This is a genomic window from Tautonia rosea (genome assembly GCF_012958305.1).
Classification (GTDB): Bacteria; Planctomycetota; Planctomycetia; order Isosphaerales; family Isosphaeraceae; genus Tautonia; species Tautonia rosea.
The window spans coordinates 1-23,101 of the sequence record NZ_JABBYO010000009.1; the positions used below are offsets into that span (position 1 = coordinate 1).

Annotated in this window: 16 protein-coding genes; 7 read left to right on the forward strand and 9 right to left on the reverse strand. The window is 63.9% G+C overall.

Annotated elements, in window-relative coordinates:
• Positions 1-534: 534 nt before the first annotated feature.
• The 5 genes from HG800_RS16635 to HG800_RS16655 form a co-directional block, all read right to left on the reverse strand.
• Positions 535-2,637: an alpha/beta hydrolase family protein gene (locus HG800_RS16635; RefSeq protein WP_169977777.1), complete on the reverse strand. Its 2,103-nt coding sequence runs from the start codon at positions 2,635-2,637 to the stop codon at positions 535-537.
• A 45-nt stretch (positions 2,638-2,682) separates the two neighbouring features.
• Positions 2,683-3,609 (reverse strand): ABC transporter permease subunit, encoded by a 927-nt coding sequence (locus tag HG800_RS16640; protein WP_169977778.1) that lies wholly within the window; start codon positions 3,607-3,609, stop codon positions 2,683-2,685.
• A complete protein-coding gene (locus tag HG800_RS16645) occupies positions 3,606-4,505 on the reverse strand; it encodes an ABC transporter ATP-binding protein (RefSeq protein WP_169977779.1) in 900 nt (299 codons plus the stop codon). Before HG800_RS16645 ends, HG800_RS16640 begins: the two co-directional genes overlap by 4 nt.
• A gap of 285 nt (positions 4,506-4,790) precedes the next feature.
• On the reverse strand, positions 4,791-5,189 hold the full coding sequence (locus HG800_RS16650; protein ID WP_169977780.1) for a hypothetical protein: 399 nt from the start codon (positions 5,187-5,189) through the stop codon (positions 4,791-4,793).
• Positions 5,190-5,460: 271 nt separating this feature from the next.
• Positions 5,461-6,102, reverse strand: coding sequence for a hypothetical protein (locus HG800_RS16655; RefSeq protein WP_169977781.1), 642 nt, complete (start codon positions 6,100-6,102; stop codon positions 5,461-5,463).
• Positions 6,103-6,483: 381 nt separating this feature from the next.
• Between HG800_RS16655 and HG800_RS16660 the strand changes: the two genes are divergently transcribed.
• From HG800_RS16660 to HG800_RS16670, 3 genes are all read left to right on the forward strand, one after another.
• Positions 6,484-8,829, forward strand: coding sequence for an alpha/beta hydrolase family protein (locus HG800_RS16660; protein ID WP_169977782.1), 2,346 nt, complete (start codon positions 6,484-6,486; stop codon positions 8,827-8,829).
• Positions 8,826-10,148 (forward strand): hypothetical protein, encoded by a 1,323-nt coding sequence (locus tag HG800_RS16665; protein ID WP_169977783.1) that lies wholly within the window; start codon positions 8,826-8,828, stop codon positions 10,146-10,148. The genes HG800_RS16660 and HG800_RS16665 overlap by 4 nt, the downstream gene beginning before the upstream one ends.
• A gap of 334 nt (positions 10,149-10,482) precedes the next feature.
• Positions 10,483-11,232 (forward strand): PEP-CTERM sorting domain-containing protein, encoded by a 750-nt coding sequence (locus tag HG800_RS16670; RefSeq protein WP_169977784.1) that lies wholly within the window; start codon positions 10,483-10,485, stop codon positions 11,230-11,232.
• A gap of 289 nt (positions 11,233-11,521) precedes the next feature.
• On the opposite strand, the gene HG800_RS16675 is transcribed toward HG800_RS16670, so the two are convergent.
• The gene (locus HG800_RS16675) at positions 11,522-11,863 is read right to left on the reverse strand and encodes a hypothetical protein (RefSeq protein WP_169977785.1); all 342 of its coding nucleotides are present in this window, start codon (positions 11,861-11,863) and stop codon (positions 11,522-11,524) included.
• Between the two features lie 576 nt (positions 11,864-12,439).
• On the opposite strand from HG800_RS16675, the gene HG800_RS16680 reads away from it, so the two are divergent.
• The 4 genes from HG800_RS16680 to HG800_RS16695 all read left to right on the forward strand — a co-directional run bounded on the left by HG800_RS16680 (position 12,440) and on the right by HG800_RS16695 (position 17,776).
• Positions 12,440-13,132, forward strand: coding sequence for a hypothetical protein (locus tag HG800_RS16680; protein WP_169977786.1), 693 nt, complete (start codon positions 12,440-12,442; stop codon positions 13,130-13,132).
• Between the two features lie 57 nt (positions 13,133-13,189).
• Positions 13,190-15,364, forward strand: coding sequence for a DUF1549 and DUF1553 domain-containing protein (locus HG800_RS16685; protein WP_169977787.1), 2,175 nt, complete (start codon positions 13,190-13,192; stop codon positions 15,362-15,364).
• 74 nt (positions 15,365-15,438) lie between these two features.
• Entirely contained in the window at positions 15,439-16,773 is a 1,335-nt protein-coding gene (locus tag HG800_RS16690; RefSeq protein WP_169977788.1) for a DUF1501 domain-containing protein, read from the forward strand.
• Between the two features lie 52 nt (positions 16,774-16,825).
• Positions 16,826-17,776: a WD40 repeat domain-containing protein gene (locus HG800_RS16695; protein WP_169977789.1), complete on the forward strand. Its 951-nt coding sequence runs from the start codon at positions 16,826-16,828 to the stop codon at positions 17,774-17,776.
• Between the two features lie 89 nt (positions 17,777-17,865).
• On the opposite strand, the gene HG800_RS16700 is transcribed toward HG800_RS16695, so the two are convergent.
• The 3 genes from HG800_RS16700 to HG800_RS16710 all read right to left on the reverse strand — a co-directional run bounded on the left by HG800_RS16700 (position 17,866) and on the right by HG800_RS16710 (position 22,099).
• On the reverse strand, positions 17,866-19,071 hold the full coding sequence (locus HG800_RS16700) for a methionine adenosyltransferase (protein ID WP_169977790.1): 1,206 nt from the start codon (positions 19,069-19,071) through the stop codon (positions 17,866-17,868).
• Between the two features lie 139 nt (positions 19,072-19,210).
• On the reverse strand, positions 19,211-21,664 hold the full coding sequence (gene ppsA / locus HG800_RS16705; RefSeq protein ID WP_169977791.1) for a phosphoenolpyruvate synthase: 2,454 nt from the start codon (positions 21,662-21,664) through the stop codon (positions 19,211-19,213).
• A 204-nt stretch (positions 21,665-21,868) separates the two neighbouring features.
• Positions 21,869-22,099 (reverse strand): hypothetical protein, encoded by a 231-nt coding sequence (locus HG800_RS16710; RefSeq protein WP_169977792.1) that lies wholly within the window; start codon positions 22,097-22,099, stop codon positions 21,869-21,871.
• Positions 22,100-23,101 lie beyond the last annotated feature (1,002 nt).

A 23,101-nucleotide genomic window follows, 5' to 3' on the forward strand; every position in this document is an offset into this window, starting at 1 on the left:
GCACCGCGCACCGACGAGCGCACCGCGCCCGACCGCTCCGCCCCCGCCCCCCCCTCCGCCTCGCTCGGCCAACACCTTCCCCCGTCGCATCGCCCCGACGATCGTGCGGTCGACCAATGACCCTCAGCCGCTCGTCCCTCCCTCCCGTCCTCACCCCCGCCCGAGCCTTCGGGAACCGTCCACCGTCCGATCGGCCGGCTGTCCTTCGACCCGTTCCCTGCTGAGCCGTTTTCTCGGACCGGGCCGGTCCACCCCTCGCGTGGCTTGCTCTTTGACATCCTGCTCCGCAAGACCAGCACAAGACCCGATTCCTCCGGGTCCTCCTCGCCTCGCCTTGACTAAACTCGCTCGCCCCTCTCTCCTCGTCCCGCTCCCGATTCATGGATCGATTCCGCGTCAACTCACCCCTCCCTCCCCTGCGGGGCGAGGGAGCCCGATCTCAACCCTCGCCCCCGTCCTCGGGGGAGAGGGTGGCCGAAGGCCGGGTGAGGGGAGACCGAAGGCAAGACCACGACCAGGGACCACAGACCGGAATCAATCCACCACCTTTGGCCACGGTCCGTCATGCCCGAGCTCCCTGGCCAGTTCCGAGGCCCACTCGTATGCCGCCGGATCCGTCGCGTCGTCAACCGTCACCGGCCTCGGGTAGAGCAGGCCGAGGGCCTGCGACGGTTCCAGGATCCGATCGAGGTTCAGGAAGATCGGCCCTTCGCGGTACGACGAGGGCAAGGCTCGGAGGCGGACGTGTGCAACCTCCGGCTCGAAAACCGCTGCCCACAGCGCGATCGGGGCCTCGGACTGTGCGGCGGTCAGGTGGACCGGCACCCCGGCCAGCCCAGGGAGTTCACCGACGGCGGCGATCGCCCGGCAGAGGTCCCAGACGCGCATACCGTCGAGGGACTGGCCGATCAGGGCGAAGCGACGGCGGAGGTGAGTCTCCTTCACCTCAGGCCAGGCAGTTGTCCCGGTTCCCCTCGGGCAGACGAAGACGATCGGGGCCGAGGGGTCCTGCTCGCCGGCAATGATCCGGTAATGGAAAAGCCACTCGGCCGGTTCCATCGCCCCTTCGGGCACCTCCTCTCCCTCCGTGACAGGCCCGAGAGCGGCCACCATCGGCTGGGCCAGTTCCTCGGGGAGCACAACGAGATTGACCCGGCCTGGCTGATCACGGCGGTTCGACTCGCTCAGCATCCAGAGGTCAAGCCGAACGCCAGGCTGCGAGGTGAAGGCAACCCGATGGATCACCACACCGTCGCGTTCGCTCGCGGACACCAGCTCCTCCTCCAGTGGTGTGACTTCCTCCTCGGAAGGCCAGCCGCCGAAGACCTCCGATCGGAGTTGGTCAAGCCATGCCGACTTGAGCAATTCCCACTCCTCGGTCGAACCCGGCACCTGGGGAGCCTCGGCCTTCGGCACGAACGTCTCGTCGATCCGGGCGTTGAGGGCGTCGGCGGGGATCGGCTCATCCACGTCGAGCACCTTCAGCTCCTCGATCGGGACCCGCCGATCCGGCTCCTCGATCTCGCTGGGATTGGTCGGCTCTCCCTTGAGCCATGTGTTCATGAAGGCGAACGACGGGTGGCGGATCTCCTCGGTATCCTGGTGCCCTCCCTCGCCGATCACCAGGCCGAGGCGGTCGGAGGCGCCGTACCACTCAAAAACGGTTTCAAGCGTGTCATAGATGCGGCGGATGCCGGGTACGGGGAAGATGGGGTCGGCGTCGGTGTTCTCGACGAGCAACGCCTTGGGGGCGACCAGCGCGGCGAGGGTATCGAAGTCCCAGGCGTCGGTGTTGACCATGTACATGCAGTCGCAATGACCCTCGATCACCCCGTTCGGATGGGCGCCGGTCGGCCCTCCTTTGATCAGGTGGTCCTTCAGGTCGGTGATGCCGGCCACGGGGATCACGGCCGAGAGGCGATCGTCCACCGCCCCCAGGTACCAGGAGATCGCCCCGCCCCCCGATCGGCCGGTCACGCCCAGGCGATCCGGGTCGACCTCGGGCCGCGACTGGAGGTAATCGAGCCCTCGGATCCCGTTCCAGACCTCAACTCCGGCGGGCGTGTACCCGCGAGATTGCCACCACCACTTCCCCTCGCGATAAGTTCCATGATGAAGGCCCGGTATTTCGCCCAGTTGCAGCGTATCGACAAGCAGGCACACATACCCATTCGCGGCGTACCAGGCTGCATGGTGCTGGTAATGGGCCTTGCAGCCGTAGATCACCCCGTCCCGGACCACGTTCGCATGACCACACACATAAAGGATCGCCGGCAACGGTTGCTCGACCACCTTGGGTCGATACAGGTTCGCCGTCACATAAAGGCCGGGGGACGACTGGTAGAGAATCCGCTCGACGACGAAATCCGGGCGCTCGACGATCCCGCGGACCTCGACCTTCAGGTCGGTTCGCTCGGGCATCGGGTCGAGGCCGAGCATCGACAGCAGGCGAGCCTGCAACTGCGGACGGCGGGCCTTCCAGGTCTCGGTGTCGTCGATCCCGAGCAACGGTTCGGCGGTGATCCGGTCCACCTCGGCCGCGAAGAACTCGGCATGCGGTTGATCTTCAGCCCCAATCGATTGCACCAGCCCGAGCACACAAACAACCGAAAAGAGAATCAAATGTGGATTTCTCATCGTGGTCCTCGGCAGTCATGGGGAGGTGGGTTGCCGCGGACCATCTTAGCCGCTGTTGCTCGGCAGATCTCTCCTCAAGAAGATGATGAACGAGACGATCGCGCCCACGGCGAAGACTCCGCCGAGGGTGGCCAGGTCCATCCATTGCTCGCGAGTCGGGTCGAGCGTATTGGCGACCGGGGCGTAGAACTCGAAGACCGAGAGGTTTGCCACCCAGTCGTATTCCTCGTACTGCCGGGCGAAGATGATTCCGGCGATTCCGGTCAGGGTGATGGCCAGACCGATGATGCCGGCCCGAGCCCGCGACAGGCTTCCCGAGGAAACGGTCAGTGTGTAGCCGAAGACCGCCATCCCAAGCGCAATGAGCGAGCCGATCATCGGCAGGTACTCGACCGGTGCCGGGGTTCCGTTGAGCCGGAAGATCAGGCGAGACGAGACCAGATGCCCGGCAGTGATCGCCAGGCCCAGCAGGGCAAAGACGAGGACCGTGGCCAGGATCTGCGCGGTCAGAAATGTCGATCGGCGGATCGGTCGCGAAAGGGTCAGGTCGAGCGTTCCTCGCTCGACTTCCCCGGCCACGGCGGCCGAGGCCCTCGAGATCGCCCAGCCGAGCAGGGCGAGGAACACCAAAGGGTGGTTGGCGATTGCCACCTGCATGGCCAGGGTCGGCGTTTCGCTCGGGGCAATCCCAAGCATTTGCTCAGCCGGCACACCGAAGAAGACGTAGATTTGAGGACCCGCTCGGCCCCGGCGTCGCTCGCGACGAGGCTCCTCCCGCTCGGTGTCCTCGGTTCCCTCCACGTCGGCGGCCACCGATGTGTCGGCCTCGACCTCCGACGCGCTTGGGAACTGGAACTCTGACATCCCCCAGTTCCAGAGCAAGGCCAGCCCGAAGAAGCCGAGCGTCGAGATGAGCAGCGACCCTCGGGTTTCGCCGAGGAGTTTGCGGACGATCGTCAGCAGGGCCATCATCGGTCCTCGGGATCGGGCTCGGGGTTCGGGCCGTGGTATCGGTCGTACAGGGCGCGGAGGTCCTCAGTGCCGATGGCCAGATCGGCCACCGGCTGCGACGCCAGCCAGCCGAGCAACGGCCCTGCTGCACCTCGGTGTTCGAGCAAGAGGACCTCCCCGTTGCGATCTCGGACCGAGAGTTCCAGTTCCTCGGGCAAGGCGGCTGGAGGAGCCCCCTGGAACCGGACGAGTAAGAGGCGAAGGTTTCGTCGGCGTTCGTGCATATCTTCGACATGCATCAGCCGGCCTCGTCTCATGATCGCCACCCGATCAGCCACCTGCTCGACTTCGGTCAGCACGTGACCGGAGAAGATGACGGTCTGCCCCTGGGTTCGAGCATCGGTCACCAGCCGAAGCACATCGTTACGGGCGGATGGGTCAAGGGCCGAGGTCGGTTCGTCGAGGATCAGGATGTCGACTGGATCGGCAAACGCTTGCGCAAGTGCGAGCTTTTGCTTCATTCCGGTGGAGAAGGTGCGGACCTTGCGACGCAGGTCGAGGCCCATCACCCGCTCGGCCAGGGCGACGGCACGGTCCATGCCGGCCCCGCCCCGGAGGTTGTTCAGGTACTGGAGCAATTGATACCCCCGGACCGAGCCCGGCAGGCGCACTTCTCCGGGGATATAGGAGATCCGTCGGCGGACTTCCAGGCTGTGCCGCCAGCAGTCGAACCCATCCACACTCGCCGATCCCGACGTAGGCCGCAGCAGGCCGAGCAAGAGGCGAATGGTCGTGGTTTTCCCCGAGCCGTTGGGCCCAAGTAAACCGTAGACCTCACCCCTTCGGACCTCCATCGACACCTTCGACAGCGCCGGAAAGGCTCCGTAATGCTTCGTCAAACCCTCGGTGAGAATCATCCCTTGGTTGCACCCTTCGAGGACCGATGCGTCGATCTCCCTTCCGGTTCTACCCCGGCAGGTTTCACCGAAGGGCCACCATCAACCGCCAGACGAACGCGGGACGGAACTCCCGAGACCGCTCCTCGTCGTCTCCCTTGGGGAACGGTTTGCGACGAGCCTACGGTCGCCGATCTCGATGCAAGTCCGGAGCCGTCGTTGCGAGGTGACTCAACGGTCGATTGGGTCCCTCTCCCAGGGGTCTGTCGAGCACCGACGTGAGGAGAGGGACATGGCTCAACGAGCTTACTTCCCGCCGTCGAGGCAATCGGCCAGTTCGCGAAGCACGTCGGGAAGCGATCGAGGACGCGAGAAGGCCTGGCCGCGGCCTAGGTAGACCCGGGTCGGCTCACCAGTTTCCTCCTCCGACTCGACGACCAGGCGGCCGCCGGGCACGAGGGTATCGAGCACGGCGTTGATCAGGGCCAGCTTGGTGCGTTCCCACTCCTCTCCTTCGATGACCGGAGTTCGCGCGTAAGGCAGCGTCACGCCGGCCAGATACCGGGCGATACTGGGCTGTTCCACGACCGAGGCGGCCACGGCCGCATGTTCCTTCAGCAGGACCGACCCCAGATAACATTCGCCGGGCGGGCAGGGCGGCTCCATCGTGCAGCGGCCGTCCGGATTGGTCTGGCACTGAGCCATGACGAGCTTCCTCGCACTTTCGTTGCGTTCAATCGGTATTCGAAGCAGATTCAAGCGTCGGCCGATGCGGCCTCACTCCCGCATTCTCCCGCCTGTGAGACGACTCCGCAAGCCCACCCTCACCCTGCGAGGCGGCCAGGACGCCCAGAAACGGGGAGGCTGGCACAGAAAAGAAAGACCCCCGGCAACCCCGAAGGATCGGCCGAGGGTCTGGATTGTCTCAATCGGTCAAGGCACGCCCCCCCTGAGGGGGGAGAGGCCCAAACCGGAATCAGCCCTGCGGCGAGGCCGTTTGGGCCGTGGGAGCAACCTGCGGGGTCGGCGCGGCGTAGGTCACCGGAGCGTAGGTCACAGGCACCATCACGGTCTTGGTCACCGGAACCTGCTTGACAATTTGTCGGGGAACTTTCTTGGTGATCGTCACGGGAACCTGTTCCGCAACCCGAACCGGCTTCATCCGGGTCTGCATCTCGGTGATCGGAACCTTCCGCTTGACGGTCGTCGTCACCGGCACCTGCTCGGGAATGCAGCGGGTCACCGGCACCATTTGCACCGAGCAATCCGGGGCGCAGTGCCCGTGCTTGCGGTGTTTGACCTTCGCAGGAACATATTCCGTGACCTTGTGTGTTCGGGTCACCATCTTCGTGACAGGAACTTCCTCGATCACGAATCGCTTGACCGGAACTTCAACCGGCACGTGCTCCACGCGATATTTCGTTTGCATGACCGTAACCGGAACACAGTCGAAGACCGTCTCGGTCACGTTGCAGTAGGTTGTCACCGTTTGCGGAACCATTTGCACGCACGGAGCGGCGGGTTGACCGCAACCATGACAGGCCTGCGCCGTCTGCACCGCTGTCACTCCAAAGACTGCGGCCGAGAGCACGAGGGCTCGACTCAACATCCGATGCATCGTCTCTGCTCCAAGAAAATGGATGACCTGGCCATCCATGTCGGGGGGAGACCGCTGGCCGCCCATCCGTCCCAGATGTAGCAAATTCTCCAGGCGGTACAATTTTACTATTTACGACATTTCTGAGGGAAACGCAAGCAGCTAGACCGTGCGAGGCGATGCGGGGATGCGGCTCATTCGACCGAAATTCCGCGATAGCAACACCCTAACGACGATCGTGTGCCGATGGTTCGATCGGGCAGATTTTTCCGATCGTTTCGCCAGCCGGTGGGGAGAGGCGATCAGGGCGGATCGGCCCGTGGCCTCTTGTGTCCGACCTCGCGGCGGGGTATCGATGCGACTCGACGACGTGATCCGGTTTGCTCCGAAGGAGAATCGCCGATGGTTCGGATCATCCTTGCGGGCCTGGCCTTGATGGTCTCGGCCCTTCCCGCCTCCGCGCAATCGCTCCCCGGGACGTCTGCCTGGGACGATCGAGGAAGCACGGATGAGGCGGCGCAGGCCATGGTCGAGGGCTTGCATCGGTTCCTCGATCGGGAAACGGCGGCCAGCATCGCAGGCCGATCGAGGCACTGGAACCGTGATGGCTCAAGCGCGAAGGCGTATGCCCGGTCGGTCGATCCGAACCGGAAGCGGCTGGAGCGGATCATCGGGGCGGTCGACCCTCGGGTCGAGCCGGTGGCCATGCACCTTGTTGGTACCACGGAGCACCCGGCCGAGATCGCCCGAGCCGACGGATTTCGCGTGTTCGCCGTTCGATGGGACGTCTTCTCCCAGGTGCAGGCCGAGGGCCTTATGCTGGAACCCGAGGGGGAGGTCATCGCCAACGTCGTGGTCATGGCCGACTGCGACGTGCTCCCGGAGGCGATCGTTGGACTGACCGACGGCCTGCCGCCTGAGTCTCAGGTGGCTCGACTGCTGGCCGAGGCGGGATGTCGGGTCGTCGTGCCCGTCTTGCTCGATCGGTCCACCACCTTCTCGGGCAACCCTGACGTGGCGATGACGAACCTGACGCACCGTGAATGGCTCTGGCGGCAGGGGTTCGAGACGGGCCGTCACCCGATCGGATATGAGGTCAACGCCGTCCGGGCCGCCCTTGACTGGTTCACCCGAGACGGACAGGCCGAGTTGCCGATTGGTGTGGCCGGGCACGGCGAAGGGGGGCTGATCGCCCTGTACGCAGCCGCCCTCGACGAGCGGGTCGATGCCGCCTGGGTGGCCGGTTTCTTCGGCAATCGTCAGGAAGTCTGGCGGGAACCGATCGAACGAGACATCTGGGGCTTGCTCAATGAGTTTGGCGATGCCGAGATCGCCAGCCTGATCGCCCCCCGGGCCTTGCTGATCGAGCCGTGCCTCGGACCTGTGGTTGATGGTCCTCCGCCGGCCGTCAACGGGCGAGCTGTGGCCGCTTCGGGAGCGCTCAAGGCAATCGACATAGAAGGAACTGTCAACGAATTCGCTCGCCTGATCCGACTGACCGAGGATCTCGATCGCAAACGCTTCCGCATCGGCCCAGTCTCGCGAGCGCAATCGCTGAACGCGGGTGATCTCGCGCGTCGGAATTTCCTGGAAATGCTGCTCGGTCGAGACGAACAGGCCGATGATGAGCAATCGATTCCTGAACCGCGATGGGCCGAGAAGGCCGCCTTGCCTGATCCCGTCGCTCGGATGGGCCGCTGGGTCCGGGCCCTTCAGCGCCACACGCAGGAGGTGCTTCGGACCTCCGAATATCGTCGAGAGGCGATGTGGTCGAAGGCGGATCGGTCCTCGCCCGACACCTGGCACGCCTCGACCCAAGTCTTCCGCGAGAGGTTCCGCGAGGAGCTGATTGGTCAGATTCCGAGCGCGACGGAGCCGCTCGAACCTCGATCGATCAAGGTCCTCGATGAGGCAAACTTTGAAGGGTACGCCGTCGAGATCCCGGTCCTGCCCGACGTGGTCGCCTCGGGCATTCTGCTCTTACCGAAAGACCTGGCCGAAGGGGAGCAACGGCCGGTGATCGTTTGCCAGCACGGTCTGGAAGGGACGCCGGACCCGATCGTGATCCCGGGGGTCGAATCGCCGTACAACTCCTACGGAGCGGCGCTGGCCGACCTGGGTTACATCGTCTATGCACCTCAGAATCCGTACATCGGACAGGATCGGTTTCGGACGCTGCAGCGCAAGTTGCACCCCTTGAAGGCGTCGCTGTTTTCGGTCATCGTGCGTCAGCACGAGCGGACGATCGAATGGTTGAAGACGTTACCGAGCGTCGATCCCGAGCGGATTGCTTTCTACGGGCTTTCTTACGGCGGCAAGACGGCCATGCGGGTGCCGGCCCTGATCGACGGCTATTGCCTGTCGATTTGCTCGGCCGACTTCAATGAGTGGGTCGTCAAATGTACCAATCTCTATCGAACGCTGAGCTACCTGTACACGGTAGAGTACGACATGTACGAATGGGACCTTGCGTCCGGATTCAATTATGCAGAGATGGCCGCCCTGATCGCCCCTCGGCCGTTCATGGTCGAGCGTGGGCACTCTGACGGTGTCGCGCCGGACGAGTGGGTCGCGTATGAATATGCGAAAGTCCGGCGGCTGTATGATACGCTGGGGATCGGCGATCGCTCGGAGATCACCTTTTTCAATGGCGGGCACCTGATCAAAGGGGAGGCCACATTCGACTTCCTCGCCCGGCACCTTGACTGGCCTCGCGGCCGACGTTCTTTGGAGTCCTTGCAACCATGATGCGCACACCAGTCCTGGCGGGATGGCTCGCCGCACTGTCCCTCGTTCCGAACGCTCGGGGCGAGGATGGGGCTTTCCCGGTCGATTCGAACCTGAAGGCCGGGGTGGCCCGGGTCGACATCACTCCGGAAATGCCGGAAGGGGGGATGGACGTAGTCGGCCACCCCCGGCACGTCGAAGGAGTCCGCGACCCGATTCGGGCCGAGGTCCTGGTGCTCGACGACGGCGAGACCCGCGCGGCGATCGTGACCTATGACCTACTTGAGGCCTGGTCGAGCCTGGTCGAGGCGACCCGATCCGCCGTCTCGGAAGCCGCCGGGGTGCCGAGCAATCAGATCCTCGTGGCGGCCTCGCACAACCATTCGGGACCGGGCTACACCCCTGGTTCTGCGTGGGCCGAGGAGGTGACGGCCAAGATCAAGGAGGCCGCGACCGAGGCCGCCAAGGGGATGCGGCCGGTGACGATCGGCTATGGCGAGGATGAGATCACCTTCAGCATCAACCGGCGCAAGGTGATCAACGGCCAGGCGGTCGTGCGGCTGAACCCGGACGGGCCGAATGATCGTCGCGTGAAGGTGCTTCGATTCGACGACGGCAAGTCGCTCACGCCGATGGCGGTGGTCATGCTGGGGGTTTGCCACCCGTGTTTCTTCACCTGGGGAGACGATGGCACCCCCCCCTACCCTGGGGGCTACCCGAAGATGAGCGCCGACTTTCCGGGAGAGGCTCGACGCTATATCGAAGCCATTTACGGAGGAGAGACGACCGCGATGTTCCTTCAGGGGTGTTCGGGGGACATCCGGCCGAACCTCCCCGGCCTTCCCTACCGATGCGCCGACGAGGCCGACATTCAGTGGGCCGGCCGTGATCTGGGAGGAGCGGTGGTTCGGGCCCTGTCGCGGAGTGTCGTCCGCGAGCAGCTCAAGGAGCGGCCGTCGTACTACCGGATTCGGTCTGCAAGCGAGGTTGTGAATTTGCCAGGCAAGGAGGAGCCGGTCCCCTCGGAGATGATGGCCCTGAAGATCGGCCCCTACCTGATCCTGACCATGCCAGGCGAGCCGATGGTCGAGCTCGGGTTCCACATTGAAGGTCTGATCGCCGACCGCGCGGTGCCGCTGGTCATTGGGTATGCTAACGGCGGTATTGGCTACATCGCCCCGGCGAACGCCTATCCGGTGGGAGGTTACGAGCCGGAGATGTCGCCCTTGACGGCAGACGCCGAGGCGGTGATTTACGAGACGCTCGACGAGCTGGCCAACCGGGTCATCGGCGATGTCTTCAAGGTCTTCTCCAAGCGCGAGGAAGACCAGGAGAATTGATCGGAGCGCGGTGCAACATCCCTTCGCGTCCTGAAACCGCCTTCTGAACCTCTGAGAGTCGGAACGAGGGGCGGCCCTTCCCCAAGGGGCTGCCCCTCGGTGTTGATTGGGATCAACACGGGACTCCGACGTCGGCACGATCCTCGATCGGCGCGGCCGAACATCCAATCATGAGCGTCACCCCGGCGTGGGGACGGCGTAGAAGACACAGACGCATGTTCTGCGCGATCTCTGATTCGTCGGCTGCGCCGAGAGGTCCGTTGTCGAACAACGGGCGGCGTGGAAGGTCCGCCCCGACGATGCGTTGACGAGCGTTTCAAGGGAGCATTTCTGAATGGATCGGTCGATTGTCACCATGAAGATCGTGAAGACCTTAGGGATTGTCGGGGTCTCGGTGCTGGCACTGGTCGCCAGCCCGTTGGCCCGGGGCGATTCGATCGTGCTCTCGACGGACCTGAATTCCCGGACTGAGGGGCTCGGTTCGTTCTCGGGCGTGTTCCATTTCTCGGCGGTTGACGACCAGAACGCCTCGTTGATTCTTGAATTGACCAACACCATGGATCCGGCGGTGGGGGGCTATCTGACGCGGTTTGTCTTCAATAACCCCGGAGACGCGATCAGCGGGCTTTCGCTGACATCTGCTCCCGACGATTTTCAAGCGGCACTCGGGAAGAACGCCTTCGGGCTGGAACCCTTCGGGCAGTTCGACATCGAGGTGGGCATCGGGAACGGCCGGCCCCAGCGCGGCCTGGCGGCGGGTGAGTCTGGCCGCTTCGAGTTTGCGCTGAAGGGATCGGGATTCGACAGCCTCTCGGCCGTGTCGTTTCTCGAAACGCTCAGCGTTCCCCCCGGTGATGGTGGGGGACTGAGGTCCTTTGTGGTGCGGTTCCAGGCCATCCCGACGGGCGCCGGCAGTGACAAGGTTCCGGCCCTGTTCGGCGTTTCGGGGAGTGTGGCGCCCATCCCCGAGCCTGCGAGTATGCTCTCGTTGGCGATGGGTCTTGCCGGGGTGGGGTGGATAGCCCGCAGAGCCCGACGGGCTCGGCGTATGAGCTCGATCCCGAGTGAGGTTCCGGCGCATTGACCTCCGGCCGCCGTCGCATGTGATGGCAAGACCGGGTCAAATGATCCTCCTGGCGATTGAGTCGCGAGGCGAGTTCGGGGCGACGGGAACGCTGATTCCCATCGACCCGACTCGCCTTGTGGCGTTTCGAGCGGTGCTTCAGGGTCGGGATCGCCCCGCAGGAATGAGGAACAGCCCCTTCAGGGACCTTGAGCCGAAGCCCCGTTCCTGACGTTGCCGCGCAATTCTGGAGAGCGATGTAAGGTGCTGCAGACGCATTGTGGTGCCCCTGCGGTTCGGCTTCCGCGGTTCAGGAGCGAGGCAGAGAGACGTGCCCCTTGAGCCAGGCGGCCACGCGGATGAGCTCGGCATATCCGAAAGGCAGATTGCCGCCGGGCACCCGTCCCGGCTCATAGAGGATGTTCAAAACCCGATCGAGGACCGGCAGTTGGGGACAGCACCATCGCCCCTGGTGGTCGAGAATCGCCTCAGCCGGCTCTCCCCGGTGGGTTTGAAACACGACTTTTCCGAGAATCGTGCTTCGGCCGGGGGAAGGATTCAGAGCAGTTGCCGTCGGGTTTTGAAGCTCTTCGGCGGGGTCATCGGCCGAAAAGGGAGTGGGGAAGCCCGATCGACAGAAGCACGAGAACATAACGATCTCCTCGGCAGGGTGGGGATCGCAATCGGACACCATGTTGGGAACTCTACCATAGTGAACTTTAGTACACAAGAGATATTTTAGGCGATTGCGAGGGACCTGGCCGGACCCGATCGACGCGTTTCTCAACGCTGATTGGAACCGGGAGGATCACGAGGTCTTGAGTCTGAGAGCGGAAGCGAGCCGGGGGATGCGACCGGACGTCCGCGAGAGGGTCGAAGCCCCAACATGACTGACGCAGGCAAGGGTGAGCGGTTGGCGAATGTTGCAAGCCTCGGGGACCTCGACACGCGTTGACGGGGGAGAGTTCGCGGGCCAAGACCACGGGGCCGGACTTGATCTGGTCTGAGGTTCTCTGATCCGGATATGATTGGTGATGGTTGCATGGGGCTTGATCCGGATCGTGCAGGAGACGACGCTGTTCTGACATGGGTGCCTCGTGTCCCTAATCGAGCCGACGCACGCGACATGCTTCAGGAGCGTTTGGTGATGGGATGTCGGAAGTTGGGCGTTTCCACGAGGAGACCCAGGGGTCGAATGGTCGTAACGTTCTCGATGAGGAATCAAACCATGGCACGAATCGCCCTTGCGTTGATGTTGCTTGGAGTCTTCGGGACGGCATCACCGGCCCAGGACCGAGCGTACGAAGGCCGTCGGGTCGAGGTGAAAGACCCGGCCACCTTCGTCGCCGCGCAGGATCGTCCCCTCTTTTCCGGCCCACAACCTGGCGAGGCGTTGCCCGACTTCGAGATGATTGGGGTCGCAGGAGAGCGGGACGGCAAGACGGTCAACCCGGTGGCGATTGCGGGGGAATCTCCTCAATTGCTCATCTTTCAGGGGGGAATCGAGGGTCTTCGGAGTGTGCTGGCCTTGACGAGGTTTCTGCCAACGATTGCCGAGGAATCGGGCAGCACGCTGGTCGTGACGGTCGTGTTGATGGACGACGACCGCAACGCCTCGGAGGAGATGGCCGGCCGGATCGCGCCGTACCTGGGGGAAACGGTCGTGCTGGGTTACACCACCGACGGTCGAGACGGCCCCGGCGTGTACGGCTTGAACCGAAACGTGGCGCAGACGATCCTCTTCGCCAAAGGGGGGATGGTCACGCGAAGCTTTGCCTTCCCGCAGGGTGGGATCTATGCGGACCCTCACGTGCTGGGCGCGATCGCTGAGTTGCTGGAGGTCGACCGCGACACCTTCGGCACCTGGATCGCCAAGGCCCAGGCACAAGAGGAGCAGAGGCGGGTGCGGAACCGCCGCTGAGATAGACCAGCCCCTTGCGTTCTCGAATCCGACTCCGATCGAGAGGAGCGCAGCAGCATGCCATGGATTGCCTGGAGGGGGGCGACCGCCTTCCTGGTCCTGAGCTTGGCGATGGCCGAGTATGGGAGTGCCGCCGGTTCTGCTCGGGCCGACCGCGTCGACTTCGAGAACGACGTGATGCCGCTGTTCACGCGGTTCGGCTGCAACGCGGGGGTCTGCCACGGCGCAGCGGTGGGAAGGGGGGGCTTTGGGCTCTCCTTGTATGGGGGCAATCCCGACGCTGACGCTCAGGCGATCGTCCGGCAGCTCGAAGGGAGGAGGATCAATCTGGCCCATCCTGAGGAGAGTCTTCTGCTGGCCAAGCCGACCCTTGCTCTTGACCACGGAGGAGGCTTCCTCTTCGAGGAGGATTCGGAGGCCGCCGTGTTGCTCCGGGATTGGATCGCCCAGGGAGCCGAAACCGAGTCGTCGCGAAGGCAGGTGCGGGTGGTCGTGAAGCCTGATCGACATCTCGGCGAATTCCTGGATGAGCCGATTCCGCTCCGGGTAACGGCGCACTATTCCGACGGCAGCCTGGCCGATGTGACAAGATGGGCCGTGTTCTCGGTGGAAGATCCCTCGGCCGTCGCCATTGACCAGGATGAGGCGATTGCACGGGTCTCCCGGGCCGGCCGGCACATTGTGATCGCCCGATATCTCGGCCACGTCGAACCGATCGAGTTCATCGTGCCTCCCGGAAAGGCTCCGATCGATCTGTCGAGCGAACCTCGGCGCAATTTCATTGATGAGCATCTTCTTGAAATGCTTGAGATGCTTCGAATCCCACCCTCTCCCCTCGCCGACGACGCGACCTTCCTGAGGCGGGTAACGCTCGACCTGACCGGTCGGCTCCCGACACCGGAGGAGGTCGATGCGTTCCTGGCCGACCCAGGGCTGTCGAAGCGGGAGGAGAGGGTTGAGCGCCTGCTTCGTTCGGACGAATTCAGCTCATACTGGACGCTGCAACTGGCGAAGCTGTTCCGGGTTCGCCCCTCGGGCCGGGGTCCGAACCGGGAGCTGGAGGGGGCGACAGCTTACCATCGGTGGCTTGCCGAGCAGGTCCGCGACGACGCAGGCTACGACACGATCGCCCGGTCGGTGCTTCTGGCCGAGGGAGACACCCACCACAACGGGCCTGCCAATTTTTCTCGGACTGGCAACGGACCGAGGGAGCAGGCTGAGTTCGTGAGCGAGCTGTTCCTGGGCAGTCGACTTCGATGCGCCAATTGCCACGATCACCCGCTCGACCGCTGGACCCAGGACGACTATCACGGCCTGGCCGCCATTTTCGCGAAGGTGAAGGGGGGCCGCGTCATCGAGCCCGACCCCGACGGCGATGTGATCCATCCGGCCACCCTGGAGCCCGCTCGCCCTCGGATTCCCGGTGAGGCGTTTCTACAAGACGCGGGAGGCGAGCGGGCCGCGCTGGCCGATTGGCTGACCGACCGCGACAACCCTGTCTTCTCCCGAGCGATCGTCAACCGGCTCTGGGCCCGGATGATGGGTCGCGGCCTGGTGTCTCCGGTCGACGACTTCCGGTCCACCAATCCGGCGACCCACCCTGAACTCCTCAACCTGTTGGCCGAGGATTTCGAGGAAAATGGGTACCGACTGCGGCACACGATCCGCCTGATTGCGACCAGCGTCTCCTACGCTCGGGAGGCGACGGCCCTGGATGCGAATGCCTTCGACGACCGATTCTCCTCGCATGCCCTCCGCCGACCGCTGGAGCCGGAGGTCCTGGCCGATGCCTTCTCGGACGTTCTGGGCATTCCCGAGCCTTATGGCGATGAACCCCTGGGGACGAGGGCGGTCGCCTTGATTGACTCTGCCGTCCCCTCTCGGTCGCTCGAAGTGCTGGAACGCTGCGACCGGGTTGAATCGTGCGAGGATGAGGGATCAACTGCCGGCGGGCTGCCCCAGGCGCTCCACCTGATCAACGGCCCGTTGCTCAACGCCCGAATCGGGGCATCGGGCGGGCGTCTCGACCGTTTGATCCATGCTGGGATGACGCCGTTGCAGATCATCGATGCGTTCTTCGTGGCCGCGCTTGGCCGGCATCTCTCGGACAAGGAACGCCGGTTCTGGGAGGACCATGTCGATGACGATCGCCCTGCGGACGAGCAGCGCGCCTTGCTTGAAGACATGGTCTGGGGCCTGCTGGCCTCGGACGAGTTCCGCACGAACCACTGATCAGGATGGCGAGGCCATTGCCGCAGGCCTGACGCTCGAAACGACCGATCACATCAAATTCCGAGGAGATGCGGATGAGTGGCTCCAGACGGTGCGACAGTGTCAGCCGGCGGGATGTTGTGCGGGTCGGGGGGCTAACGGCCCTGGGCTTCGGGCTTGGGCAGTTCTTTCAGGCCGCTCGAGCCCGAGTTGCCGATCCCCGGCTTGCGCCGAACGCAACATCATGCATCTTGATCTGGCTCGACGGCGGGCCATCCCACCTGGAGACATTCGACCCGAAGCCGGACGCTCCGGAGGAGGTCCGAGGGCCGTTTGGGACGATCGCCACGTCGATCCCCGGCGTCAGGCTGGGCGAGTGCCTGGAGCGGACGGCAACAGTCCTCGATCAGCTGGCGATTGTCCGGTCGATGACATCGCCGCTGGGAGAGCACAATTTGGGGACGCATTATGTGTTGACAGGATACGCGCCGACACCTGCACTTGAGTATCCGTCGTTCGGCGCCACCGTCGCCCACGTCCGGGAGAACCCGGGAGTGCTGCCGCCGAACATCGCCATCCCCCAGTTCACCGGCAACCTGAGCGGACACGGCTATCTGCCCGGAGCAACCCGGCCCTTCGCCGTCGGGGGGGACCCGGCGCGGCCGGACTTCAAGGTCCGCGACCTTGACCTGGCCGAGGGGCTCGATGTCTCCCGATTGGCTCGTCGGCATGAGTTCGCCGCCGCGGTTGACGCGTTGAGCCGAGCCCGAGACGCCGCGCCATCGGCCCAGACAGACCCGGATCTGGAACGCGCCTTCGACCTGATCACTTCACCCGAAGCAAAGGGGGCCTTCAACCTGCACGAGGAGGACGACCGGCTTCGGGCCCGATATGGCAGGGACGGCGGGAACAGCATCGGCCAGTCCTGCCTGCTGGCCCGTCGCCTGATCGAACGAGGTGTCCCCTTCGTCACAGTGACCAGCTCCGGCTGGGACTCGCATGCCAACATCGTTCAGCTCAAGGAACGCTATCGAGGGGATCAGAGCGCCCATTTACCCTCGCTGGACCGGGCGCTGTCGGCCCTGATCGAGGATCTGACCGACCGGGGGATGCTCGATGAAACGCTGGTCGTGGTGATGGGAGAGTTCGGCCGGACTCCGAAGATGAACTCCAACGGCGGTCGAGACCATTGGCCGAACGTCTTCAGCGTGGTCCTCGCCGGAGGTGGCGTGAGGGGTGGTCAGGTGATCGGCGGCAGCGACTCGCTGGCCGAATACCCCGATCACTCCCCGGTCACCCCGGCCGATCTTGCGGCCACGATATACACCTTGCTGGGAATTGATCCAAAGCTGGAGCTCCAGACCTCGGACGGGCGACCCGTCCGTGTCGCTCCGGAGGGAGCACGGATCGTGCGGGATCTGATTGCCTGACCGCAACCGTCTTCGGCCTCTGTGCCGATTTGGCTCTGATCGAGACGTTCGAATGAAGCAATCTGTTTCGATCTTGATTGCGCTTTCGCTGATGCTCGGGTGGGGTGTCTCCCTCCATGCTCGCCCGTATTCGGTCGGAGAACCGCCAATCACCGATCTGGCGTTCGCTCCGGACGGCGCATCGTTGGTGGCGACCTCGCAACGTGGAATCCTGATCCTTGACCGGGCTGAGCTCAGGTTGCGGGCAACCCTGGAATCGGAGAGCACGAACCTGCATGCGCTGGCGTTCTCTCCATCGGGGGATCGGCTCGCGGTGGGAGGTGGCCAGCCCACGGTGGAGGGGACCGTCGAGATCCGAGACTGGCCCGGAGGAGCATTGCGAGTGACCTTCTCGGAGCAGACCGACTCGGTCGTTGACCTGGTCTGGATCGACGAGGATACGATCGCAGCGGCAAGCCTCGACCACAGCATCGTCTTGCTGGAGGTCGCCTCGGGCAAGGTGATTCGCCGCCTTGAAGGGCATTCCCGAGGCGTGTCGGCGCTGGCGTCGATGCCAGGAGAGGGCTTGCTCGTCAGCGCGGGTCGAGACCAGAGCCTTCGGGTCTGGGAGATCGCGTCGGGGGATTTGGTCCACAGCCTCGATCACCACACCCTGCCGGTCAATGCTGCCGCGCCACGTCCCGGCGGTGCGGGCCTGGCCGTGGTGGCGACGGCCGGTGATGACCGAACCGTCCGGTTCTGGCAACCCGCGATCGGCCGAATGGTTCGCTTCGTCCGTCTGGACTCGGTACCGCTCGCCTTGGCCTGGCTACCCGACGGCTCACGGGCCGTGGTGAGCTGTGCCGACGGTCGTGTCCGGTTCATCGACCCAACAACCGTCGAAGTCACCGCGGATCTGCCCGCGATCGACGGCTGGGCCTACGCGATTGCCGTGGATCCAACCGACGCGGATCTGCTGGTCGGAGGTCAAGACGGCCGAATTCATCGGGTCGCCTGGAAGTGAGAGGGAGAGTCGTTCGGGAGCCGAGTTTCGTTTCACTCAAGGTGATGGCTGATTCCGCCTCGTCGGAATTGTCAGGTCGTTCCCAAGGCTCACGCGATGGGCAATTCGCCCAGGACCAGACGATCGACGAAGAGGCCGATTCCCGCGAGTTCCTCTCTGACAAGGTCGCCGATCGGGCCGACGACGTCCCCGACGCTGGCATCGGATGTCAGGGCCACACGAACCGAACTACACCAGGGATCATCGAGCGGACGGCCGATCCGACTGCAGAGCCAAACGGTGACCTCCTCGACCGGCTCGATCCTGGCGTGGACCATGGCCGCGATCCGGTGGGCCAGCAGGTGATAGATCTTTCCGACGTGGCAGGTCGGATTTTTGCCGGCGGCCGCTTCCAGGGTCATGGGGCGGCTGAGACTGATCAGGCCGTTGACGCGGTTGCCGCGGCCGACCTCGCCGCCATCACCACACTCGGCCGACGTACCGAGCACCGTAAGATACATCCCCTCGACACCTCGGCCGGGGACATCGAGCGCGTTGATTCGGACCTCGACTCCATCGATCTCCTTGAGCTGACCAGTCAGGTACGCGTGCAAGTCTGCCTCAAGGGCTGCCTTGCGCCTGAAGTAGGCAGTCTCGTCAGCAACAAATCGATCAACGAACGCGACGGCGACGGTCAGCTCCAGCGTCCGGTCGCGGCGGACACCCATGACCTTCACATCCTCACCGGCCTCAGGCCAACGATGCTTGGTGACGGGGTCGTTCAGCCACTGTTCGGTTTCCAGCACGAGCCGCTCGGTCTCGGAGAGTGGGGCGAATCCGACGCCGACCGAGGTGTCATTGGCCGAGGGGCGTGCGTCCTGGAACAGCCCCCGAAGCTCGGCGGAGCCCGGCTGGAGCTCGACCTGATACGAGACGTGGCGGCTGGGATCGACGAAGCGGAGGTGCTTGCCGATCCAATCCTGGGCTGTTGCAACGGCCAGGTCGTTGACCGGGAGCGGTTGGCCGTTCCAGGTCTTGACGGCACGGTCACCAAGGACGATCCGCATCGGCTCCTCAACGGTTCCTCCACCAGGCCTCGGCGTCGTTTGCCCAGCGATCAGCAAGCCCTTATCGACATTGTGGTGCAGGACCCGTCCCGATGCCTCGCGGTACAACCGGCAAAGCGCGACGGAGACGGACTCCATCACGTGGTCGCAGATCGAGTCGGGATGGCCAAGCCCCTTGCGCTCGACGAACTCGGCCGAGCGCCGGGGTGTGGGAGGATCGAATGACTGCTCAACACGGATGTCATCCATCGTCAGGAAGCTCCCTCAGGATGGATGGCTCCTTCGCCTGACCGGTGCGAGCGGGGCCATCCTCGTTCCTTGGTCTCGATCAAGGGCGCGTCTCCAGCGGTCGCGCGGAGGGATCAGCGACCAGGACGATTGTGCCGCCTCAGGTCGCGCTGATCGCCGGGATCGGAGACGAGGCGGCCCGATCGGCCTGGGATGCCTCGGCCTCCAGGATGGTGACAGTGGTTTTCAGGACCGCATCAGGATTGAGTGAGATACTGTCGATTCCTTGATCGACGAGAAAGCGGGCGAATTCCGGGTAGTCGCTCGGGGCCTGGCCGCAAATCCCGATCTTCCGCCCTCGATCGCGAGCCGCCCGAATCACCCGGGCGATCATCGTCATGACCGCCTCGTCACGCTCGTCAAAGAGGTGGGCGACGATTTCGGAGTCGCGGTCAACGCCGAGGGTGAGCTGAGTCAAATCGTTCGAGCCGATAGAGAAGCCGTCGAAGATCTCGGCGAATTGTTCGGCCAGGATGACGTTGCTGGGGATCTCGCACATGACATAGACCTCCAGCCCTTGCTCGCCCTGAACCAGCCCATGCCGGGCGAGCTCGGCGATGACCTTGCGTCCCTCTTCCACCGTCCGGCAGAAGGGGATCATGAGCTTCAGATTCGTCAGGCCCATCTCGTCCCGGACCTTCCTCATGGCCCGACATTCCAGAGCAAACCCGTCCCGATAGCGAGGATCATAGTATCGCGACGCGCCCCGGAACCCGAGCATCGGGTTCTCCTCGTGAGGCTCGTACGCCCTGCCCCCAATCAGGTCGGCATACTCATTGGTCTTGAAGTCACTGAGTCGAACGATCACATCCTTTGGGTAGAACGCGGAGGCGATCATCGCCACCCCCTGCGCCAGCCGATCGACGAAGAACCTGGGCTTCTCGTCGTACCCGGCGGTCAGGCGGTCGATCTGAGTCTTCACGTCCGGCTCTTGCCAGTCGTATTCCAGCAGGGCGACGGGGTGAACCTTGATGGCATTGGCGATGATGAACTCCAGCCGGGCCAGTCCCACACCGTCATTGGGGATCATCGAGAGCCGGAAGGCTTCTTCGGGGTTTCCCACGTTCATCATGACCTTGGTGCGGGGTCGTTTGAGTTCCTCCAGATCAATGTGACGGACCTCGAAAGGCAGGAGCCCCTCGAAGACGCGCCCGACCTCACCCTCGGCGCAGGAGACCGTCACCTCCTGGCCGTCGCGGACCATTTTCGTACCATTGCTCGTGCCGACGATCGCAGGCAGGCCCAGCTCGCGGCTGACGATCGCCGCGTGGCAGGTCCGGCCGCCCCGATTGGTCACAATGGCGGCGGCCTTTTTCATGGTCGGTTCCCAGTCCGGGTCGGTCTTGTCGGTGACCAGGACTTCTCCGTCTCGGAATTCGTGGAGCTGGTGAGCATCCTTGACCACTCGGGCCGGCCCCTGGCCGATCTTCTCGCCAACACTGCGGCCGGTGGCGAGAATGTGCCCCTGTAGTTTCAGGTGATAGACCTCAAGCGCATCGGTTTGTTTCTGCGACTGGACCGTTTCGGGACGGGCCTGAACGATGAACAACTCGCCGGTGCGGCCATCCTTGGCCCACTCCATGTCCATCGGCGTCGGCCGGCCTCGTTTGGCCGAGTAGTGGTCCTCGATGATGCAGGCCCAGCGCGCCAGGGTGAGGATGTCGTCGTCGTCGATGGAGAACCGGCCTCGGTCGTCGGGAGGCACGGGAACGTTTCGAGTCATCCGAGTGCCGCCAACGTCGTAGATGAGCTTGAACTCCTTTGAGCCGAGCGTCTTTTGCAGGATCGGCCGGCATCCCTGCTTGAGCGTGGGCTTGAAGACATAGAACTCGTCGGGATTAATCGAGCCCTGAACTACGTTTTCGCCCAGGCCGTAGGCGGCGTTGATGAGGACGGCGTCGGGGAAGCCGGTCTCGGTATCGATGGAGAACATCACACCGGAGGCGGCCAGATCGGCCCGGACCATGCGTTGCACGCCCACCGAGAGCGCCACGTCCTTGTCGGCGTAGCCCTTGTCGACCCGATAGGAGATGGCCCGGTCGGTGTAGAGCGAGGCGAAGCAGCGCTTGCAGGCATCAAGCAGGGCACGGTGGCCCTGGACGTTGAGGAAGGTTTCCTGCTGGCCGGCAAAGCTGGCGTCTGGCAGGTCCTCGGCCGTGGCACTGCTGCGGACGGCCACGTCCGGTAGGCTTCCGGGAGGGTCGGCCAACCGGTCGTAGGAGGCGATCAACGCCTGCTCCAGGTCTTCGGGAAGGTCGGCCGCGAGGATGGCGTGGCGGATGGCATGGCCTCGGCGTCTAAGGTCCTCCAGGTTGCCGGTGTCCAGGCCGTGAAGAAACTCGGAGATTCGGTCCTTGAGCCGGCCGTGTGTCAGGAAGGTGCGATAGGCCTCGGCAGTCACCGCGAACCCGTCGGGAATCCGCACTCCCAGGGGAACCAGCGCCCGGTACATCTCGCCGAGCGACGCATTCTTGCCACCGACAAGGGGGACGTCGTCGATCCCCAACTCCCCGAACCAGCGAATCTGAGGATGCCGATCCGTGTCGTGAGCCATCGGGAACCTCCTGCAACGAATCCGTGCCGATCTGGGGAAAGGCTGGGGCGGCGGCCTCGTGTGCCTTGACCGAAGCCTCGGCCATCGCGGGGCCATCGACCCAGCGAGCGTTTGAGGAGCGCATGAGTCGATCTAACGGCTTGCAGGCGAGCGAGACCTGCAGCCGAGGCGAGCAGACATCAAGGACGGGGTCCACCCTTCCGATCAGGGCAAGTCCCCATGACGGGCAACCTCGCCGCCCCGACGATCGACCTCGTCAGCGGGTTCAGCGGTGAGGGTTTGGTTGGGATAAATGGTCACACGCTCATGGGCCAACTCAAGGGCCTCCTCGGCGTCGTCGACATCAAACTCGGCGACCCGCATGGAATAGGGAATTCCCTGTTTCTCCGGCTGATTTTCGTCATTGTAGCCGTGGCGGTAGATGTAGTACCTCATCGCTCGCCTCCTTCCGATCGGGGTAAGGACCCCGCTCTGGGATTCCTGATCCTCCCGAGACCGTTTCCACCGCGTGCAGCAGGCTCCTTCGTGCAACCTCGAAACAAAACAACCCCGCGAGGGCGAAATTCGTCGCCCGGCGGGGCCGCCATAGCCGAGGGCCACCCATCGTGAGCGACCTCTCTCAATCCTAGCGGGGCCGAATCAGGTCGGCAAGCACTTCTTGATCTTTTATGATCTCCAACGCGAGGGGAATCAGGGTGATGCTTCGCCAACGTTCGGCGAGATCCGGCCGGGATTGCCCTTCCGGAATCTGATTGCGGTGAATTTCGATTGAATTCCATTGACGACGTCCAGGGAGATTCGTTAAGTCTGGAAGTGTCGATCGCTCGTGAGGGGCGAGTCGTCACGGCAAGGGGAGCCCCGCTCCGCGATTGATCGCGGATGCGGGTTTTTTTTGTTGGCCCCCCGTCACCGTGCCACGTTCGGCCCGACAGACTTCTCATCGAGCCTCGACACACTTGTGAACGAAGCCAGGCGATCCTCGATGTGTGGAAGGTGATGGCCACCCCTTTGACAGGATCAATCGACAGGGCCAATGCGTCATTACCTCTCCCAAGACCGGGACACATGCTGAGTTTGAACGAGAAGGGCACCCGTGGTCCGGTGAAAACCGGAGGAGGCTCCCATGACCAGGAAAGGCAAATTCACGTTCACAAATCTACTTCCCAAGCCGTTCCGGATTGGAGGGAGGCAAGGTAAGCCCCAGGCCTCCGATCGGACTGTGGCTGAGCAAACCCGCGAGATCGCCGAGAACGAGCAAGCGCGCGGTTCGGTGCCGTCTCAGCGTGAACGGATGGTCGACATCGGACGCGGTGGCCAGCAAGCTGGGCGACAGGGTGAATGATCTCCCATAGCCAGGTGATGGTCCGGCCGTCGCGGACCGTTGCCTGTGCAAGGGCAGCGTGACGATCCCGATTTCGTCACCTATCCAAAAGCGTC

What these genes read in the sequence shown, in the direction of transcription:
- HG800_RS16635 (WP_169977777.1), bottom strand. Translation starts at nt 2,637, where the DNA reads ATGAGAAATCCACATTTGATTCTCTTTTCGGTTGTTTGTGTGCTCGGG.
- HG800_RS16640 (WP_169977778.1), bottom strand. Translation starts at nt 3,609, where the DNA reads ATGATGGCCCTGCTGACGATCGTCCGCAAACTCCTCGGCGAAACCCGA.
- HG800_RS16645 (WP_169977779.1), bottom strand. Translation starts at nt 4,505, where the DNA reads ATGATTCTCACCGAGGGTTTGACGAAGCATTACGGAGCCTTTCCGGCG.
- HG800_RS16650 (WP_169977780.1), bottom strand. Translation starts at nt 5,189, where the DNA reads ATGGCTCAGTGCCAGACCAATCCGGACGGCCGCTGCACGATGGAGCCG.
- HG800_RS16655 (WP_169977781.1), bottom strand. Translation starts at nt 6,102, where the DNA reads ATGCATCGGATGTTGAGTCGAGCCCTCGTGCTCTCGGCCGCAGTCTTT.
- HG800_RS16660 (WP_169977782.1), top strand. Translation starts at nt 6,484, where the DNA reads ATGGTTCGGATCATCCTTGCGGGCCTGGCCTTGATGGTCTCGGCCCTT.
- HG800_RS16665 (WP_169977783.1), top strand. Translation starts at nt 8,826, where the DNA reads ATGATGCGCACACCAGTCCTGGCGGGATGGCTCGCCGCACTGTCCCTC.
- HG800_RS16670 (WP_169977784.1), top strand. Translation starts at nt 10,483, where the DNA reads ATGGATCGGTCGATTGTCACCATGAAGATCGTGAAGACCTTAGGGATT.
- HG800_RS16675 (WP_169977785.1), bottom strand. Translation starts at nt 11,863, where the DNA reads ATGTTCTCGTGCTTCTGTCGATCGGGCTTCCCCACTCCCTTTTCGGCC.
- HG800_RS16680 (WP_169977786.1), top strand. Translation starts at nt 12,440, where the DNA reads ATGGCACGAATCGCCCTTGCGTTGATGTTGCTTGGAGTCTTCGGGACG.
- HG800_RS16685 (WP_169977787.1), top strand. Translation starts at nt 13,190, where the DNA reads ATGCCATGGATTGCCTGGAGGGGGGCGACCGCCTTCCTGGTCCTGAGC.
- HG800_RS16690 (WP_169977788.1), top strand. Translation starts at nt 15,439, where the DNA reads ATGAGTGGCTCCAGACGGTGCGACAGTGTCAGCCGGCGGGATGTTGTG.
- HG800_RS16695 (WP_169977789.1), top strand. Translation starts at nt 16,826, where the DNA reads ATGAAGCAATCTGTTTCGATCTTGATTGCGCTTTCGCTGATGCTCGGG.
- HG800_RS16700 (WP_169977790.1), bottom strand. Translation starts at nt 19,071, where the DNA reads ATGGATGACATCCGTGTTGAGCAGTCATTCGATCCTCCCACACCCCGG.
- ppsA (WP_169977791.1), bottom strand. Translation starts at nt 21,664, where the DNA reads ATGGCTCACGACACGGATCGGCATCCTCAGATTCGCTGGTTCGGGGAG.
- HG800_RS16710 (WP_169977792.1), bottom strand. Translation starts at nt 22,099, where the DNA reads ATGAGGTACTACATCTACCGCCACGGCTACAATGACGAAAATCAGCCG.